Here is an 18024-nt window from a genome sequence, read left to right on the forward strand (position 1 = left end):
ACCCGCGTGCGGTGGCTCGTCGGTCGGCGGCTGGTGAGCCTATTCGCGGTCGTACTCTTTCTTGAAGCCGCGGAACTCGGTCCGGTGGGCCTCCTCGTCGGCGAGGATGGTCACGGCGAGGTCCTCGGTGACGGGGTCGTTGGCCTCCTCCGCGGCGTCGATGAGCGCGCGGTAGGTCTCGATGGCGTCCTCCTCGGCCGTGAGGACGCCGTTGATGACCGCGAGCACGTCCGTGCTGTCCTCCGGGGGCTGGAGGTCGTGCTGGCGCGCCTCGAAGGACGCCGAACCCGGCGGCTTCTCGTCGAGTTGCTTCAGCCGGTTGCCCAACTGTTCAGCGTGGGTGAGTTCCTCCTGAATGTCGGTCTGGAGGGACTCCTTTATTTCCTCCGCCCGGACGCCGTCGAGGACGATGGAGTTGGTCATGTAGTTCATCACGGTCTCGATCTCGTCCTGATAGGCGCGCTTCAACAGCGCGGTTACGTCCTCAGACATAGCGACTCCGTATTGACGCTCTGGCAACAAATAGCTGTTCGCCGCGGCGAGGTGGCCGGCCGGCCGAGGCGTCCGCGTCGGCGAAAGTCAGCGTGTGAGACGCGTCGCGGCGCGAAGTTTAGTCTTCGATAGAGACGATTTCGACCACGTAGCCGTCAGGGTCCTTCACGAACGCCGCGCGGGCGTTCACCGGGTCGATGTCCACCGGCGGCTTCACCACGTCGGGCGACTGCGCCTCGACGATGTCCTCGAACGCGCGGTCGGCGTCCGCGACCTCGACGGCGACGTGGTCGATGCCGGCGGGTTCGACGCGCGCCGACGAGGTCGGGTCGTACTTGAACTGCAGTTCCATGTCGGTGTCGTCGCTGCCGACGTAGACGTTGCGGACGCCGTCGAGTTCGAACTCGTTGGTCTGTTCGAGGCCGAGGTCGGCGTAGAAGTCGAGCGTGGCGTCGATGTCCGAGACGACGAGGGCGGTGTGGATGAGTCCCATGGCCGACGTGACGCGGCGGGGAGAGATAACGTCTGGTCTTCGTGTCAGGCCTGCCGCGAGGCGTCCACGTCGATGGCGTCGACGGGACAGATATCGACACAGAGCATGCAGTCGATACACTGGTCTTCGTTGGTCGGTTCGACCTTCTGCTCGCTCACCGGGTGGTCGGGCGTGTCGACCCACGTGAACACGTCCACGGGGCAGTTTTCGAGGCACGCGCCGTCCGCGAGACAGATGTCGTAGTCGACGGCGACGTGGGTGCCGTGGATGCCGAGTTTCTCCGGCGGTTCGACGGGTCCCCAGACGGCGACGCCGTTTTCCTCGCCCGCTCGCTCCCGATTCTGGTCGAAGTTCGAGTCGATAGCCATTGCCGGGCGTTGGCCGTACCGCGTACTAAAACGTCCGCATCTGCGACGTCAAAAATCGGGGACGGTGTCGGGGTCGAGGGTTGTTTTGGAGTCGAGTCGAGGTCGGAACCGAAGTCGGTACCCGACCGACACCGGGGGCGTCAGCGACGAACCGCGAGGAAAGCGGCCGCGAGGAGCGCCACCACGGCGAGCACGGCGCCGAATCCGGGGACGACGGTGTCGCTGGTGCCGGTCGCCTCGGTCGTCGCCGAGGCGGACGCGTTCGTCGTCAACTCGGTGGTGTCCGCGGTCGTCGACTCGGCCGATTCAGTCGCAATCGACGTGGTCGTTTCCACGGGTTCGTCTCGGACCACGAGCGTCGCGACGTTGACAACGGACCCGTTGTGCGCGACACCGAGGTCGTAATCCATCCCGGCTTCGAGTGTCGGGACCGACTCGTTCATCGACTGAAACTCGGCGTCGTCGCCGTCCGATACCGACACGATGTCCCGCGGCGACTCGGCGTCGGCCGCGGCATCGACGGTGATGTTGGCCGACCCGTCGTCGTCGGCGTCGGTGAGTTCGAGGACCGTCGAGAACCCGGTCTCGTCGGCTTCGATGGAGACCGTCACGGTCTCCGTGCCGCCGAACCGAACCGGAATCTCCGCGACGCCCGACCCGGCGACGTTGGCGGTGACCACGGATTCATTGAAGTCGGGGTCACCGCTCGGTTCCGACTCCGGCGTGCCGGAAATCGGGTCGGTCGCGGACTCGTTTTCCTCGATGACGAGGTGCGCCGTCGCGTTCGGGTCGTCCGACGGGCCGATTCGGAGGTCGTAGTCGCCCGCGTCGGGGATGTGAGAGAGCCGCGAGGTAGACTGCGAGGCGTTCGAAAGCGAGTCCTCGCCGGCGGCGGAGAGGTACGCCGAGGCGTTGGTCTGTCCCGCCATCGAGGTGTTCACCCGAACCGTGACCTCGCCGTCGTCGTTCTCGTCGACTACCGTCGCGTGGGCGGCGAATCCGACGTCCGCGGACCCGAGGTGGAGCCTGAACGTGTCATTCGCCTCGTCACCGGCCTCAAGGGTGATCGAGACCACTTCTCCCTGTTCGGCTGTGTACGCGTCGTCCGTGAACTCGTAGTGGCCCTCGGCGGCCGCCGCGGGGGTCGTCGCGGCCGCGAGGAGTGCCACCACGAGCACCGTCGTCGCCAGCAGTTCGAATCGTCTGGAGGGTGCCATCGGTCAGGCGTTCTCGCGTCCGAATGAAATAGTTACTGGATTGTCATTTAAGGCGAGCCTGCGGCGACGAACGGCGGTGCCGTGGCTATCCGGGCGAGGCAACGAAAAACCGAGGGTGGCGTCGCGCGGAGTCGTTTCGGGCGCTATCGGCGGACCGCGAGGAAGGCGGCCGCGAGAAGCGCGATGACCGCGAGCACGGCGCTGAAGCCGGGGATGCCGGTGTCGCTGGTGCCGGTCGTCTCGGTCGTCGCCGAGGCCGACGCGTTCGTCGTCGTCTCGGTCGTCTCGTCCGCCGTCGTGGTCGTCTCGGTGTCGGTCGACTCAGTCGTCTCAGTCGATTCGGCCGGTTCGGTCGTCGTCTCCGCCGCCTGGAGCGAGAGCGTCGCCGTGTCGGTCGAGTTGTTCGTCGGGCCGAGCGCGAGCGAGTAGTCGCCCGCGTCGAGCGTCGCCGGGAGCGTCTCGGTCGTCTGCGTCGCGTTCACCGAGTCGTTGCCGGCGGCGGTGAGGTACGACGAGGCGTTCGCCTGTCCCGCCGTCGAGGTGTTCAGTTCGAGGGTGACGTTGCCGTCGCGGTCCTCGTCGACTACCGTCGCGTTGACGGCGAAGTTCACGTCTTCGCCGCCGATGCGGAGCGGGACGGTGTTGTTCTCGCCGGTCAGTGCGGCGGACGTGTTGTTCGCGTCCGACGCGCCGGAGAGCGTGATGGAGACCACCTCGCCCTGTTCGGCCGTGTACGCGTCGTCTGTGAACTCGTAGTGGCCCGAGGCAGCGGCCGCGGGCATCACCGCCGCCGCGAGGACGGCGGCGACGAGGAGGGTCGTCGTCAGTAGCGCGGATCGATTGGAGGGTCGCATCGACCACCTCTTTTCAGAGGTCAAATAAGTTATTTTCCATATCGTAATGTCAAACGATAATCGGTACTGTGCGGGACGGGAGGACGGTGAGACGCGAGCGCGGCCGCTCGCGGCCTCGGTGGAGTTGAAAGGAAATCAGCGGGCAGCGTCGGGTCGGGGAGCTATACCCGCGCAGCCTCGATGTGTTCGAGGACGCGCGAGATGTGGTGGTCGTCCCGGACGGGCGCCTGTTTCCGATAGGTACGGAGGGCGTCTACGAGATAGTCGAGTTCGGCGCTGTCGAAATCTTCGTCGCCGGCCTCGACCCGCGCGAGCAGGCTGGGGGCCGGTGTCGGCTCTTCGTCTGCATCGACCGCCCGCTCGATGGCGTCGAGCAAGGCGGCGTGGACGACCCACGTCTCTTCGCGAGAGAGGTCGAGCGCCGTCGGACGGTCCTGGGCCGATGTGGTCATTGTGGGGCCTCTATCGTATCCTATGGGCGGGGAAATATAAATGTATGTGTACTGTTGTCATGCGTCACGCACAACAGCGAAAGCCGCCGGGGCGTTCGCTCCCGAGTCCTATTCGAATGCTTCGATTCCCGTCAGGTCAGCGCCAAGAACGAGCGTGTGGATGTCGTCGGTCCCCTCGTAGGTGTAGACGGTCTCGATGTTCTCCATGTGGCGCATCGGCGAGTAGTCGGTCGTGATGCCGTTGCCGCCGAGCATCTCGCGGGCGGTTCGGGTCACCTCGCGGGCGACGCGGACGTTGTGGCGCTTCGCCATCGACACCTGCTGGTGTCGCAGGTCGCCGCGCTCTTTGAGGTCGGCGAGGCGGTGGGCCATCAACTGTGCGTTCGTGATTTGGGTCGCCATCTCCGCGAGTTTCCCCTGCTGGAGTTGGAACCGCGCGATGGGGCCGCCGAACTGGTCGCGGTCCTTCGCGTACTGCCGGGCGTCCTCGAAGGCGTCGCGGGCCGCGCCGACGACGCCCCACGCGATGCCGAACCGCGCCTGCGTGAGACACGAAAGCGGCCCCTTCATTCCCTCGACGCCGGGAAGTACGTCCTCCTCGGGAACGCGCACGTCGTCGAGGCCGATTTCGCCCGTGACCGACGCGCGCATCGAGAGTTTCCCCTCGATTTTGTTCGTCGTCACCCCGTCGCGGTCGGTCTCGACGAGGAAGCCGCGGACGGGTGACCCCTCCGCCGACACGTCGCGCGCCCAGACGACCGCCACGTCCGCGATGGGCGAGTTCGTAATCCACGTCTTCGAGCCGTTGAGGACGTAGCCGTCGGCGTCGCGCTCGGCGCGGGTCTCCATCCCCGACGGGTCCGAGCCGTGTTGCGGTTCGGTCAGGCCGAAACAGCCGACCGCCTCGCCCGACCCGAGTTTCGGGAGCCATCGCTCTTTCTGCTCGTCGGAGCCGTAGGCGTGGATGGGATAGATGACGAGCGACCCCTGCACGCTCGCCATCGACCGGAGGCCGGAGTCGCCGGCTTCGAGTTCCTGCATCAGGAGGCCGTAAGCGCGCTCGCCGAGGCCGGGGAGACCGTAGCCGTCGAGGTTGGGCGCGTAGAAGCCGAGTTCTCCCATCTGCGGGATGAGTTCGGTCGGGAACGTCCCGGCCTCGAAGTGCTCGCCGATGTCGGGTTTGACCTGCTCGTCGACGAAGCGGCGGGCCTCGTCGCGGACGAGTTTCTCTTCGCCGGTCAGATCTCCCTCCAATTCCAGATAATCGAGCATGATAGACTCTGCGCCCGGCGCGGTGAAAAGCGATTCGCTCGGTCGAGATTCGCGGGGGACGGACAAGCAAAAAGTCGGCGACGAAAGCCGGACGGGCGCGACTCGGTGGCGGCTCGGATACGGCTCGGGTACGACGCAAAAAACGGCTCGCGACTGTCGGAACGCTCAGGCCGCCGATTCGACCGAACCCGCGTTCGTCCGATTGACGTAGGTGACGAAGTTGTCGAACAGGCGCTTGGCCTCGCAGGCGGCAGCGTAGTTCTCCGGCGTGATGCCGTCGATGACCGACCGGAGCCGCTCGTCGGGGAGGAAGTCCTTCTGCCTCGCGATGGCCTCGGCGGTGTCGGTGTCGTACTCGGGGTGGAACTGGACGCCGAAGGCGTGGCTCCGACGGAACGCGTGGACGCCGAACTCGTTTTGGGCGAGGAGTTCCGCGCCCGGCGGAAGTTCGGTCACTCGGTCGCCGTGGGAGGTGAAGACGGTGAATCGCTCGCCGATGCCGGCGAGGATGTCGTCCTCGTCGTCGGCGCGGGTCCGCTCGACTTCGTTGTAGCCGAGTTCGAACTCGCCCATGTCTTCGACGGTGCCGCCGAGGGCCGCCGCGACGACCTGGTGACCGAAACAGACGCCCAAGAGGGGGAGGCCGCGCTCGTCGGCGTCGGCGACCCACGACACGAGGTTTCGAATCCACGCCTCGTCCCAGTAGACCGACGACGACGAGCCAGTGATGACGACGCCGTCGTAGTCGAAGTGGTCGGGGAGGCGGCCGTCGGTCACGTCGAACTCGACGAGGTCGGCGTCGAGTTCGCGCCTGAAGTTTCGGAACGTGCTCGAATCGCCGTGAGAGGCGTCCAAGAACGCGAGTCGCGGGCGGGTCATCGTGGAGAGACAGTCGGTGCGGCTCTAAAGAAGTTGCGCCCGGAACGCTCTCTGCCGGCTCCTGGGACGGGGCGCGTCGGCGACGAAGCCGGAGCGAACGCGACGGAGCGCCGCTCAGTCGTCGTCGAGCGATTCGAGAAAGGAGACGAGCGCGTCGTTGACGAGGCGCGACCGCTCGACGGTGACGAGGTGGCGCGCGCCCGCGAACGACTCGAACTCGCCACGGGGGAGTCCCTCGGCCAGCGCGCGACCGCCTTCGACCGGCCAGACCGGGTCGTCGCCGCCGTGGAGGACGAGCGTCGGGACCGTCACCTCGTAGAGCGGGCCGGCGTCGTAGTCGGCGACGGCGGCGGCCTGTGCGGCCCACGCTTCGTGGTCGGCGTCTTCCCGTTCGCGCCACGAGACGAGTTGGTCGACCACGTCCGGCTGTTCCGCGCGGAACTCCTCGGAGAGCGCCGGCGCGAGCGACTCGCGGAGCGCGGCCGGGTCGTCGGGCGCGGCGGAGAGCGGTTCGGGGTCGATTTCCGCTCCCGAGGCGGCGGTGCCGACGAGGACGAGGCTCCGAACACGGTTCGTCGTCCGCGCGGCCTCCAGCGCGACCAGCCCGCCGAGGCCGAACCCGACGAGATGGGCCTTCCTGACGTTCGCGTCCGCGAGGACGGCCACGAGGTCGGAAACGAGCGTCTCGACCGAGTACGGCCCCGCGGGCGCGTCGGAGCGGCCGGCCCCGCGGAGGTCGGTCACGAGGCTCTCGTAGGGGCCGGCGACGGCGGCGTGCTGCCAACCCCACTGCCACGCGCCGTAGCCCGCGTCGCCGACGAAGGCGACCGTCTCGCCGTCGCCCTCGCTGTCGTAGTACAGTTCGACCCCGTCTGCGACTGCCGTGGGCATACCGGAGGCTCGGCGGGCGAGTGACTTAGGGCGTCCGTCTCGCGGACACGAAGCAAGCAAAAACGAACCCGAACGCGAATTCGGGTCGGTCGCGCGACCGAGTCAGGCGTTCAGAACGGCGCGGAGCACGTCGGGAGCCTCGTCGAGCGCGTCGTCGAGCGCGTCCACGTCGGGGCCACCGCCCTGCGCGAAGTCCGCGGGGCCGCCGCCGCCGCCGCCGACTTTCCCGGCGAGTTGGCCGACGACCTGCCCGGCGTTGACGCCGACGCCGTCGGGGACGCCGACGACGAACTGGGCGCTCCCGCCCGCGGCGGAGCCGAGGACGGCGACTTTCCCCTCCTCGACCAGCGCGTTGGCGGTCGCGCGGAGTTCGTCCGCGTCGCCGTCGAGGCGCTGGACGACGGCGGGCGTGCCGTCGATGTCGATTTCGTCGGCCCCCGCCGCGGCGCGCGCCTCGGCGAGTTCCGTCTTCAGGCGGTCGATGGTCTTGCCGCGCTCTTTCCACTCGGTGAAGAAGCGCTCTGCCGTCTCGGGTACGTCCGCGGGGTTCACGTCGAGCACGTCGGCCGCGCCGTACAGCGCGTCCTCGGTGCGCTGGGTGGCCTCGATGGCCGCGTCGCCCGCCGCGAAGACGACGCGCTCGACGCCGTCCTGAACGGGCTCCGTCGTCAGCACCTTGATGACCCCGATGTCGCCGGTGCGCTTGACGTGGGTGCCGCCGCAGGCCTGCACGTCGGTGCCGACGTGGATGAGGCGAATCTGCTCGCCCGGCGGGATACCGCCCTGATAGAGGTCGAAGCCGTGTTTCTTCTCGGCGTCGCGGCGGTCCGGCCACTCCTGTTTGACCGGGATGTTCCGCATCACGAGTTCGTTGGCGACGCGCTCTATCTGCTTGACCTCCTCGCGGGTGATGCGCTCGTAGTGGGTCACGTCGAGCCGCGAGCGGTCGACGCCCTTCGACGCGCCGGCCTGCCGGATGTGGTCGCCGAGGACCGTCCGGATGGCGTGGCCGATAACGTGGGTCGCCGTGTGGTGGCGCATGAGCCGACGGCGGCGCTCGGCGTCGAGTTGGCCGCGGACGAACTCGCCCTTACCGGGGTCCTCGTCGGTGCGGTGGAGCACCACGTCGTCCACGATCTGCACGTCGGTCACCTCGACCGTCGTGTCGTCGGTGGCGAGCGAGCCGTGGTCGGCGGGCTGGCCCCCGCCTTCGGGGTAGAACATCGTCTGGTCGAGGACCACGTCGTAGCCCTCCTCGCGCTCGAACACGTCGAGAACGACGGCCTCGAACTCGGTGCGCTCCTGGTCGTCGTAGTAGAGCTTGTCCGTCGCCGGCAGGTCGCCGAGGCGGTCGTCGCGCTCCGCGGCCTCGTCTTCGCCGTCGACCTGCTCGTGGCGGTCGGCGACGAGCGAGTAGAAGTCGTCGGGGATGTCGACGGTCGCGCCGCGCTCCTCGGCGATTTCCTGCACCATGTCGGGCTGGATGCCGTGGGAGTCGTACAGCTCGATGAGTTCGTCGAGCGGGATGGGTTCGTCCTTGTCGGCGTACTCGTCGGCGAGCTGCTGGACCTTGCGGGAGCCGCGTTCGAGCGTCTTTCTGTACTTGCGCTCCTCGCTGCGGACGATGTCGCGGATGGTATCGCGGTTCTGGTAGTCGAGGCGCTCGGCCTGCATGTCCACGAGTTCGTCGAGCGGGGCGTCCACGCCGAGGTTGTCCACGAGGCGCTTGGTGCGCCGGAGGACCATGCGGGCGAGGTAGCCCGTCCCGACGTTCGAGGGGACGATGCCGTCACCGAACATGTACGCGAGGGTGCGGCAGTGGTCCGCGATGGCGTAGATGTCTTCGAGCGGGCGGAGCAGGGACGTGAGTTCGGCCTCGTCGACACCGAGTTCGCCCGCGACTTCGGCGCGCGCGGTGGCGAGGTCGTCGATTTCGTCGATGTCGAGGTGGCCCGAGAGCTTCGCCGCGCGGTGGATGAGTTCCTCCTCCTCGTCGGTGTGCTCGATGCCGACGTTTTCCTTCAGGAACTCTATCATGTCGGGGTAGACGGCCTCGTACACCGTCGGCGTCCCCTGCGACACCCACGTCCACCGTTCGAGTCCGTAGCCGGTGTCGACGATGTAGGTGTCCATCGGCGAGTAGGTGTTGCCGTCCTTGAGTTCGTAGTCGCCCTCCGGGTCCTGCTTCATCGACATGAAGACGAGGGTAGCGAGTTCGGCGCCGCGGTAGAGGACTTCGAAAGCCGGACCGGCGTTGCCGCCGCCGACCCACGGGTCCTCGATGTAGGTGATTTCGGAGATGTCCGCGCCGAGCGATTCGAAGAACTCGTCGCAGAGGCGGACCGTCTCGTCCTTCCAGTAGACCTCGCCCTCGTAGGCGTACTTGTCGCCGGCCTCCTCGCGGGCGTTGAACGCGTGGTGAGCCATCATCTCGAACGCCATCGTGTGGCGACCGGTCTTGCCCACGTTGTCGATGTCCTGCATCCGGATGCAGGGCTGAGAGACGGTCAGCGGGTTGGCCGGCGGCGGCGTCTCGCCGGACGTGACGAGCGGCTGGAAGTCATAGATAGATGCCTGCGTCAAGAGCACGTCGTCGCGCCAGCGGTTCGCGGCGACCGGGTAGGGGTCGATGCGCTCGTGGTCGTGGTCCTCGAAGAAAGAGAGGAACTTCTCGCGCATCTCTTCGAGGGTGTACTCCTCGTCGAAGCCGGGGTTGTCGATGAAGGTGTAGTCGTCGGCGGGCGGTTCACCGCACGTCTCGCGGTCGGGGTCTCGTGTCCAGAAGTGGACGCCCGTCACGGGGCATTGCTTCCGGTAGAAGCCCTCCTCCTCGAAGTAGTCGAGGCGGTACTCCGCTTCGAGTTCGCTCATTGCCAAACTCTGGTCTACCGTCGGGTAAAACAGTTCCGGGAAATGGGCGCAGACGCCCGATTCCCCTCAATTTCGCCCGCACGGGCCGTGTCGTTCTTTTCCCTCCCGAGCCAACGAGGAGTATGGAACTCGCCTCGCTCCGTCGGCGACCGGCGGTCGAACTGCTCGCGTGGGTCGTCCTCGCGCAACTCGCCGGCGCGCTCGGAAGCGTCTTCACCGTGACCGCTATCGGGTCGTGGTACGGGACGCTCACCCGACCGTGGTTCGCCCCGCCGAACTGGGTGTTCGGCCCGGTCTGGGTGACGCTTTTCACCCTGATGGGCGTCGCCGCGTGGCTCGTCTCCCGGCGCGACCACCCCCGCCGCGAGCGGGCGCTCGCCGTCTTCGTCGGCCACCTCGTCGTCAACGTCGCGTGGTCCGCGGCGTTCTTCGGACTGCAGTCGCCCGCACTCGGCCTCGCCGTCATCCTCGTCCTCATCGCGGCGATTCTGGCGACGATGCGCGAGTTCGCCGCCGTCGACCGGCGCGCGGCCGGTCTCCTCGTCCCCTACCTCCTGTGGACGTGCTTCGCAACTGTTCTCAACTACGGCTTCTGGTCGCTAAACTGAGTAATTCGACACGTCGTCCCGGCCACGACCCCGACGCGAACGACACACTGCACCCTCTTGGTGATTGGAAACATGCCGCAACGATTATAATTCTCGTTGACGTTCGATAGGAGGACTGCCGTGCACGCGACGGAACCAACGGTTTTCGTGGACGACGACTTCGACGATATCGACCTCGGCGACGGGGTCACGGTGGCGTCAGCGAGTGACGAGAACGACCCGAGCGACGCCGCGTGCGCCGTCGTCACGGACCCCGACGCGGCGGTCCCCGGCGACGTGCCGACGGTTCTGTACACCGACGCGCCGCCCGAGGCCATCGAGCGACCCGACCGGTTCGACGCCTACGTCAGCCGAGGCGACCGCTCCGCGCTCGAATCGCAGGTTCGATGGGTGCTCGCATCGACCGCCAACCGGGACGCAAGCGAGGTGGCGACGGCCCGAAACGACGCCGAGTGGGACCGACTCAAACGGCTCTACGAGGGGACGACGGACCTCATCGCGGCCGAGACGGTCGAGGAACTCTACGAGCGCGCCATCGGCCTCACGGAGCACATCCTCGAGTTCGACAACACCTCGTTTTTCGTCCACGACGGAGACAGCTTCTACGTCGTCGCCAACAACGACGACATGGCCGGAACGGGGCCGATTCCCTCGGACACAGGGCTGCTCGGGGAGACGCACCGGACCAAACGCTCGTTTCTCGTGGACGACGTGCGCGACCACCCCGCGGCCGACCCCGACGACCCCGCGTACCGCTCGGCAGTGAGCGTCCCGCTGGGCGACGACGGCGTGTTTCAGGCCATCTCCAACGAGGTCGGCGCGTACGACGAAACCGACCTCACGCTGGCCGAACTCCTCGTGTCCTACGTCTCCGAGACGCGGAGCCGTATCGAGTCCGAGGCCGCGCTTCGACAGAGCCGCGAGCAGATAGAGCGACTCCACCGAGGAGCCACCGAGCTGGCCGCGGCGACGAGTCTCGACGAGCTGTTCGAACAGACCGTCGAAATCACGGACGACATCCTCGAGTTCGACATCAGCTACGTGGGCGTCGTCGAGGACGGCTACATCGTTCCGGCGGCTATCTCGTCGGACGCGCCGGCCGACGGGGCGGAGCGCGTCCCCCTCGACGACGGGGGCATCGCGGCCGAAGTGTACCTATCTAGAAACACCGACATCACCGACGACGTGCGCGACCACCCCGAGGCGCGCCCGGTCAAGCGGATGTACCGCGCGGTCCTGAGCGTCCCCATCGGGGACCTCGGCGTCTTCCAGGCGACGACGTTCACGCCCGGCGCGTTCGACGAGCGAGACGCGGAACTGACGGAACTCCTCATGGCGCACGTCGCGGTCACGGCCGAGCGCATCCGCGCGGAATCGCGGCTCAGGGAGGAGCGCGACCGCTCGACGGCGCTGTTCGAACACGTCTCCGACGCCGCCGTCGCCTACGACGTGGAAGCCGGCGCGGTCACCGTCCGCGACGTGAACCGGGCGTTCCAGTCGGCCTTCGGCTACGACGCCGACGACGTGGTCGGAAGCGACCTCCTCGGGCGAATCGTCCCGCCGGAACCCGACCCGGACCCGGTTCCCGAACCGGGTGCGGACGAAACCATCCCCGAACTCCTCGTCGCCGCCGGCGAGAGCTACCGCGGAGAGGTCCGCCGCCGGACCGAAGCCGGCGTCCGCGAGTTCATCCTGAACGTCGTCCCGCTGTCGCCCGGCGAAGAGCGCGGGTCGGGCTACGCCATCTACACCGACATCACGGAGCGGAAGACCCGCGAAAGCGAGTTAGAGCGACAGAACGAGCGATTGGAGGAGTTCGCGAACATCGTGAGCCACGACCTTCGGAACCCGCTTTCGGTCGCCCGCGGAAACCTCGACCTCGCCCGCGAGACCGGCGACGAGTCGCGGTTCGACACGGCCAAGCGGGCGCTCGAACAGATGGAAGAGCTCATCGACGACCTGCTGTCGCTCGCCCGCCGCGGCCAACTGGTCGACGAGACGGAGCGCGTGGACCTCGGGGCGGTCGCCCGACAGGCGTGGGCGACCACAGACACCGCCGACGCCGAGTTACTCACCCCCCAATCGGTCGTCGTCGACGCCGACGAGGACCGCCTCGCCGAACTGCTCGCCAACCTGTTTCGGAACGCGGTCGAACACGCCGGACCCGACGTTCGCGTCGAGGTCGGCGGCGTCGACGGCGGGTTCTACGTCGAAGACGACGGCCCCGGCATCGACCCCGAGCGCCGCGACGAGGTGTTCGAACCCGGCGAGACGACCGGCGACGACGGCATCGGCTACGGGCTCGCGATCGTCGAATCCATCGCCGAGGCCCACGGCTGGTCGGCCATCGTGACTTCGGGGACGGCGGGCGGCGCGCGCTTCGAGTTCCGGGCGTGAGGCGAAAACGAGGAGAGACCGGAGAGCGCCGTGGCCGGCGCGGCCGAGTCGGCCCAGTTCAGTTCTGCGAGAGCGCGAGCGACGCGAGGAGCGCTTCGAGTTGGACCTGCTCGTTCGCGCCCTCGGAGATGCGGTAGTCGGCCTCGCCGATGCGCTCCATGAGGCGGACGGCCTCGCGCTCGTCGAGGTCGAACTCCCAGACGGAGCGGTGAAGCTGGTCGATGATGTCGCCGCCGGCCATGCCGGTGTCGACGATGAGCGTCTCTAACTGCTTGCGCGCGGTCGTGAACTCGCCGTCGATGGCGGCCCGGACCATCTCCTCGATGTCCTCGGGGCGGGCCGTCGAGGTAATCATGTAGACGGCCTCCTCGTCGACGACTTCGCCGGTCGTCGCGGCGGCCTGCAGGGAGTTGATGGCGCGACGCATGTCGCCGCCGGCGGCGTAGACGAGTGCATCGAGGCCGTCTTCTGTGACCTCGATGTCCTCGGCCGCGGCGATGTCGCGGACCTGCTCCGCGACGGCGTCGTCGCCGAGCGGGGAGAAGCGGAACACCGCGCAGCGCGACTGGATGGGGTCGATAATCTTCGAGGAGTAGTTACACGAGAGAATGAAGCGCGTGTTGTCGGAGAACTGCTCCATCGTCCGGCGGAGCGCCGACTGCGCGTCGTTCGTCAGCGAGTCGGCCTCGTCGAGGAAGATGACGCGGTAGTCGTGGCCGCCGAACGACGAGCGCGCGAAGTTCTTGATGCGGTCGCGGACCACGTCGATGCCGCGCTCGTCGGAGGCGTTGAGTTCGAGGAAGTTGCCGCGCCAGTCGTCGCCGTAGATGGCGCGGGCGATGGCCGTCGCGGAGGTGGTCTTGCCGACGCCCGCCGGTCCCGCGAACAGGAGGTGCGGCAGGTCGTCGCGCTCGATGTAGCTCCGCAGGCGCTCGACGATGTCGTCCTGTCCGTAGACGTCGTCGAAGGTCTGCGGTCGATACTTCTCGATCCAGATTTCACGACCCGCCGGGGCGTCGCCCGACTCCGCGGCCTCGCTCATATCCGTTCTACTGGCCGCCCCGCACATAAACCGTCCGAGACGGAGAGCCGGCGTGACACCGACCCGTCGGCGGGCCGAACGCCGGGTCGCGGGGGCGTCGAGGCGGTCGAAGCCGACGGACTGAAACCCGCGCCCGACCCACGAGCGACCATGAACGTGACCGTCGAGGTCGTCGGCGAGGAGACCAGCGAGGTCGCCGTCGGCGACGACGGGACCTACGCGGACCTCGTGCGGGCGGTGGACCTCAGCCCCCACGAGGTGACCGTCCTCGTCGACGGCCGCCCCGTCCCCGAAGACCAGCCCGTCGAAGTCGACCGCGTGAAGGTGCTCCGCCTCATCAAGGGCGGGTAGTCGGCGATATGGACGGCACCGCCGAAAACCCCGATATCCGCGTTCGAGAGGGCGACCCCGACGAACTGGTAGCCGTGATGCGCGTCCTCGACGCCGGACTGCTCGAAGCCGACGCGGGCGAGGTCCGCGACCGGCTAGCCGCCGGCGACTGTCTCGTCGCCGAGGCGTCCGGCCGCGTCGTCGGCGTGCTGGCGCTCGACGGCGACTACATCGACGCCGTGGCCGCCTCCCCGAGTCGCCGCGGCCGGGGCGTCGGAACCGCGCTCGTCCGGGCGGCGCTCGACCGTCGGGACCGACTCGTCGCCGACTTCGACGGGGGCGTCCGACCGTTCTACGAGTCGCTCGGATTCGACATCGAGGCGCGGGACGGAGATGGGAATGGGAATGGGAATGGGAATGGGGATGCGGGAGCAGTCGCAGACACGGATGCGGGCGACGACCGATTTCGCGGCGTCCTGCGGGACGAGTAGCGGCCTCCCGTAGTTGTTGGATGTTACCAACCGACACAGATTTAGCCGCTGGTCGTCAAGCGCTAGGGAGTCAAGCCCATGGCAAAGCGAGACCGGAGCGACCGTATCTTGACCGACTGGGACCGCGTTTTCGACGCGCTCTCCGACCCGTCGCGCCGCTACGTGTTGGAGTATCTCCACGACCGGACGGAGCCGGCGTCGGTCTGGGACCTCGCGGTCGCTCTCGCAGTACGGACAACCGACCTCCCGCCCGACGAGGTGGACCTGCAGGTCGTCGAGCAGGCCGAGGTCGGCATCGTCCACGTCCACCTGCCGAAGCTTCAGGCCGCCGACCTCGTCGAGGCCGCTGAAGAGGGCGTCTCGCTGACCGAGCACGCGGAGACGCTCCCGCTTTTCACGCCGTCGTACCGCGGGGTTGTCAGACCGGTCGGCGACGAAGAAGAGCCGCGAGAGCCCTGATACCGGCCCGCTCAGACGAGAGGTGCGACGAGTTCGCGGCCGGCTTCGAGGAGCGCCGAGACCGCGTCTTCGCTCCCGGCTTCCGCGTAGACGCGCATCTTCGGCTCCGTCCCCGAGGGACGGACGAGGAGCCACGAGCCGTCTTCTAAGAGGAGTTTGAAGCCGTCGAGCGTGACGACCTTGGCGATGTCGCGACCGGCGACCGTCTCGGGGAGCACACCCTCCAACTCGTCGATGACGCGCGCCTTCTCGGAGTCGGGGCAGGCGACGCTTATCTTGTCGGCGACGATTTCGCCGTGTTCGGCCTCGATGCGGTCGAGGCGGGCGTCGAAGTCCTCCTCGGCGGTCGCGGCGGCCGCGAGCAGGCCCATGAGGACGCCATCCTTCTCGCGGACGTGCCCGCGGACGGAGAAGCCGCCGGACTCCTCGCCGCCCATGAGCGCGTCGTGTTCGCGCATGCCGTCAGCGACCCACTTGAAGCCGACCGCGGTCTCGAACACTTCCTCGCCGTGGGCCTCAGCGATGCGGTCGATGAGGAACGTGGTCGAGACGGTCCGGATGGCCGGTCCGGAGTCGGATTCGAGCAGGTAGTCGTAGACGGCGGCGAAAAAGAGGTTCTCGTCGAGGACGCCGCGGTCGGGCGTGGCGATGCCGATGCGGTCGGCGTCGCCGTCGTTGGCGACCCCGAGGTCCGCGTCGTGTTCGGCCATCGCCTCGGCGAGGCCGCCGAGGTTCTCCGCGGAGGGTTCCGGCGAAATGCCGCCGAAGTCGGCGTCGCGCTCACAGCGCAGGCGAACGACCTCCGCACCGGCGGCTTCGAGGAGCGCGTCGGTGACACCGCGGCCGCTGCCGTGCATGGCGTCGTAGACGACCGTGAGGTCCGAGAGGTCGTCGCCGACGAGGTCCATCGCGTGGTCGGCGTGCGGCGAGACCACATCGACACGCTCGATGGTGCCGCGTTCGGACTCGGGCAGGAGGTCCGGTTCGGCGAGGCGCTCGGCGACCGCGTCGGTCACGTCGGGGAGCGCCGGAGCGCCGTCGGAGGGGATGAACTTCACGCCGTTGTACTCCGGCGGGTTGTGCGAGGCCGTGACCATGAGCGCCCCCGAGAGGCCGCGGTCAGCGATGGCGTAAGCGACGAGCGGGGTCGGGCAGTCCCGCTCCGGCAGGAGCACGTCGAAGCCGTTGCCAGCGACGACCTCGGCGAGCGACTCCGCGAAGCCGGGGGAGGTCTCGCGGGCGTCGTAGCCGATGAGCACCGGCGCGGTGAAGCCCTCGTCGGCGAGGTAGTCGGCGACGGCCTGTCCGACGACGCGGACGCGGTCGTCGGTGAAGGTGTCCAGCGTGGCGCGCCACCCGTCGGTCCCGAATGAGATTTCGTCCATACGCGCACCACTCCGCGGCGGGGCAAAAAACTACGTTACGAGCCGACGGGTTCGGGGCGCGCCGCGGCGACTCGGTGGGGGCACGGCTGGCTACGGCGCAACCCCAACGCGGCCCCAACTCGCTCACGACTCGACGAGGCGTTGTTTCTCCCGGCGGCGGAGTTGTTTAATCTCGTACTCGCGCGACATCGCGGCCGACTTCGAGTCGAACTCCTCGACGTGGACGAGTTCGACCGGCGTCCGGCCGCGGGTGTACTTCGCGCCCTCGCCGGCGTCGTGCTCCGCGACGCGTCGCTCCACGTCGGTCGTGTACCCGGTGTACAGCGAGCCGTCGCTACACTCGATGACGTAGACGAAGTGCACGAGAGAATGGTTCAGGGGCGCGGGTATGAACCCTACGCCCGGCCTCGCGCACGAGAAGTTGGCTTCGCGTGGTGGTCTTTTCTCGCTTCAGTGGTCATGCGGTGCGGGCACGCTGTCGAGCGACCTCCGCGATACCCGCGTTCGCCGAGCAGTTGGGACAGGCGAGAACCTGACCGTCCTTGTCGGCGAACACGCGTGCGAAGCGCTCGGAGACGTGTGACCCGCAGTGGTCACAGACTGGCATTGTTGCGGTCCGGCAGCCACCAAGCCGGTGTGTGATACACGGTACCCCACCCATATGAGGGCTTCGCGCGTGTGCGTACGCACGCGGAATCGCGCACGACCACGAGATGCAGAACTAACGCCCGGTCAGGCGTCGTCGTCGCGGGCGTCAGCGACCGCGCGGGCGATGAGTCCGGCCTGCGCGCCGGCGATGTAGCCGGCGTCGACGTTCACCGCGGAGAGGACGGTACACGACTGAAGCATCCCGAGAACGGCCGCCTCGCCGTCGCCGCCGTGGCCGTACCCCGTCGAGACGGGCAGACCGATGACGGGCGTGTCGACGAGGCCGGCGACGACGGTCGGCAGCGCGCCCTCGCGGCCGGCGGCGACGACGACCACGTCGGCCTCGCGGAGCGTGTCGAGGTTGTCGAGCACGCGACCGAGGTGAGCGACCCCTACGTCCTCGATGCGTTCGACGTCCACGCCCATCTCGCGGAGGACCGCGGCCGCCTCGCCCGCGGCCTCGGCGTCGGAGGTGCCGCCGGTGGCGATGGCGACGGTCGCGTCGAGGTCGGGGCGCTCGAAGTCCGGCGCGGCCGCGACGATGGTCTTCGCCCGGGCGTCGCGGTCGATGTCGGCGTCCGGGAGGGCGTCGGCGACGGCCTCCGCGTGGCCGGTGTCGGCCCGAGTGACGAGCGCTCGACCGCTCGTTTCGACCGCCGCGACGGCCAGCGTCGCCGTCTCGTCGGGCGTCTTCCCCTCCGCGAGAATCGCTTCGGGAACGCCGCGCCGCGTCTCTCTGGCGGCGTCGAACCGGCCCGCGTCGGTCGTCGCGTACCCGGAGAGTCGTACCTCCGCCTCGGCGGGCGAGAGCGAACCGTCCGCGACCGCCTCCAAAATGTCGCGCATGGCCGCACGTTGGCCTGTGACGTACTCAT

At 68.1% G+C, this 18024-nt stretch carries 19 protein-coding genes; 5 read left to right on the top strand and 14 right to left on the bottom strand.

Translation table 11 applies throughout. From position 1 onward, the window contains the following. Window positions 1–39: 39 nt before the first annotated feature. From C5B90_RS06770 to alaS, 10 genes are all read right to left on the bottom strand, one after another. On the bottom strand, window positions 40–492 hold the full coding sequence (locus C5B90_RS06770) for a ferritin-like domain-containing protein (protein WP_008576810.1): 453 nt from the start codon (window positions 490–492) through the stop codon (window positions 40–42). 118 nt (window positions 493–610) lie between these two features. Continuing rightward, window positions 611–985: a VOC family protein gene (locus tag C5B90_RS06775; RefSeq protein WP_115880095.1), complete on the bottom strand. Its 375-nt coding sequence runs from the start codon at window positions 983–985 to the stop codon at window positions 611–613. A 44-nt stretch (window positions 986–1029) separates the two neighbouring features. Next, window positions 1030–1353, bottom strand: a complete 324-nt coding sequence (locus C5B90_RS06780; protein WP_058826827.1) for a ferredoxin family protein — start codon at window positions 1351–1353, stop codon at window positions 1030–1032. A 140-nt stretch (window positions 1354–1493) separates the two neighbouring features. Further along, on the bottom strand, window positions 1494–2570 hold the full coding sequence (locus C5B90_RS06785; RefSeq protein ID WP_115880097.1) for a PGF-CTERM sorting domain-containing protein: 1077 nt from the start codon (window positions 2568–2570) through the stop codon (window positions 1494–1496). A gap of 143 nt (window positions 2571–2713) precedes the next feature. Further along, window positions 2714–3424, bottom strand: coding sequence for a PGF-CTERM sorting domain-containing protein (locus C5B90_RS06790; RefSeq protein ID WP_115880099.1), 711 nt, complete (start codon window positions 3422–3424; stop codon window positions 2714–2716). Between the two features lie 161 nt (window positions 3425–3585). Then, on the bottom strand, window positions 3586–3876 hold the full coding sequence (locus C5B90_RS06795) for a hypothetical protein (RefSeq protein WP_058826829.1): 291 nt from the start codon (window positions 3874–3876) through the stop codon (window positions 3586–3588). Window positions 3877–3984: 108 nt separating this feature from the next. After that, window positions 3985–5148: an acyl-CoA dehydrogenase family protein gene (locus C5B90_RS06800; protein ID WP_115880101.1), complete on the bottom strand. Its 1164-nt coding sequence runs from the start codon at window positions 5146–5148 to the stop codon at window positions 3985–3987. Window positions 5149–5313: 165 nt separating this feature from the next. Next, the gene (locus C5B90_RS06805; protein WP_115880103.1) at window positions 5314–6027 is read right to left on the bottom strand and encodes a type 1 glutamine amidotransferase; all 714 of its coding nucleotides are present in this window, start codon (window positions 6025–6027) and stop codon (window positions 5314–5316) included. Window positions 6028–6141: 114 nt separating this feature from the next. Further along, window positions 6142–6918, bottom strand: coding sequence for an alpha/beta fold hydrolase (locus tag C5B90_RS06810; protein ID WP_115880105.1), 777 nt, complete (start codon window positions 6916–6918; stop codon window positions 6142–6144). A gap of 102 nt (window positions 6919–7020) precedes the next feature. After that, entirely contained in the window at window positions 7021–9789 is a 2769-nt protein-coding gene (gene alaS, locus C5B90_RS06815) for an alanine--tRNA ligase (RefSeq protein WP_115880107.1), read from the bottom strand. Window positions 9790–9911: 122 nt separating this feature from the next. Between alaS and C5B90_RS06820 the strand changes: the two genes are divergently transcribed. Further along, window positions 9912–10397: a TspO/MBR family protein gene (locus C5B90_RS06820; protein ID WP_115880109.1), complete on the top strand. Its 486-nt coding sequence runs from the start codon at window positions 9912–9914 to the stop codon at window positions 10395–10397. Between the two features lie 120 nt (window positions 10398–10517). Continuing rightward, window positions 10518–12794 (top strand): GAF domain-containing protein, encoded by a 2277-nt coding sequence (locus tag C5B90_RS06825; protein ID WP_115880111.1) that lies wholly within the window; start codon window positions 10518–10520, stop codon window positions 12792–12794. A 58-nt stretch (window positions 12795–12852) separates the two neighbouring features. On the opposite strand, the gene C5B90_RS06830 is transcribed toward C5B90_RS06825, so the two are convergent. Next, the gene (locus C5B90_RS06830) at window positions 12853–13836 is read right to left on the bottom strand and encodes a replication factor C small subunit (RefSeq protein ID WP_004973825.1); all 984 of its coding nucleotides are present in this window, start codon (window positions 13834–13836) and stop codon (window positions 12853–12855) included. A gap of 150 nt (window positions 13837–13986) precedes the next feature. Between C5B90_RS06830 and samp2 the strand changes: the two genes are divergently transcribed. From samp2 to C5B90_RS06845, 3 genes are all read left to right on the top strand, one after another. Further along, window positions 13987–14187, top strand: a complete 201-nt coding sequence (samp2, locus tag C5B90_RS06835; protein ID WP_004065555.1) for a ubiquitin-like modifier protein SAMP2 — start codon at window positions 13987–13989, stop codon at window positions 14185–14187. A gap of 8 nt (window positions 14188–14195) precedes the next feature. Further along, window positions 14196–14657, top strand: coding sequence for a GNAT family N-acetyltransferase (locus C5B90_RS06840; RefSeq protein WP_115880113.1), 462 nt, complete (start codon window positions 14196–14198; stop codon window positions 14655–14657). 78 nt (window positions 14658–14735) lie between these two features. Then, window positions 14736–15116: a helix-turn-helix domain-containing protein gene (locus C5B90_RS06845; protein ID WP_115880115.1), complete on the top strand. Its 381-nt coding sequence runs from the start codon at window positions 14736–14738 to the stop codon at window positions 15114–15116. An 11-nt stretch (window positions 15117–15127) separates the two neighbouring features. Here the strand turns inward: C5B90_RS06845 and C5B90_RS06850 are convergent, their stop codons facing one another. The 3 genes from C5B90_RS06850 to larB all read right to left on the bottom strand — a co-directional run bounded on the left by C5B90_RS06850 (window position 15128) and on the right by larB (window position 17995). After that, window positions 15128–16501, bottom strand: coding sequence for a phosphoglucomutase/phosphomannomutase family protein (locus tag C5B90_RS06850; protein WP_115880117.1), 1374 nt, complete (start codon window positions 16499–16501; stop codon window positions 15128–15130). A 123-nt stretch (window positions 16502–16624) separates the two neighbouring features. Then, a complete protein-coding gene (locus tag C5B90_RS06855; protein WP_004973837.1) occupies window positions 16625–16864 on the bottom strand; it encodes a GIY-YIG nuclease family protein in 240 nt (79 codons plus the stop codon). Window positions 16865–17233: 369 nt separating this feature from the next. Continuing rightward, window positions 17234–17995 (bottom strand): nickel pincer cofactor biosynthesis protein LarB, encoded by a 762-nt coding sequence (gene larB / locus C5B90_RS06860; RefSeq protein ID WP_115880119.1) that lies wholly within the window; start codon window positions 17993–17995, stop codon window positions 17234–17236. Between the last annotated feature and the right edge of the window lie 29 nt (window positions 17996–18024).

The sequence above is a fragment of the Haloferax sp. Atlit-12N genome (assembly GCF_003383095.1).
In the GTDB taxonomy this organism is placed as follows: Archaea; Halobacteriota; Halobacteria; order Halobacteriales; family Haloferacaceae; genus Haloferax.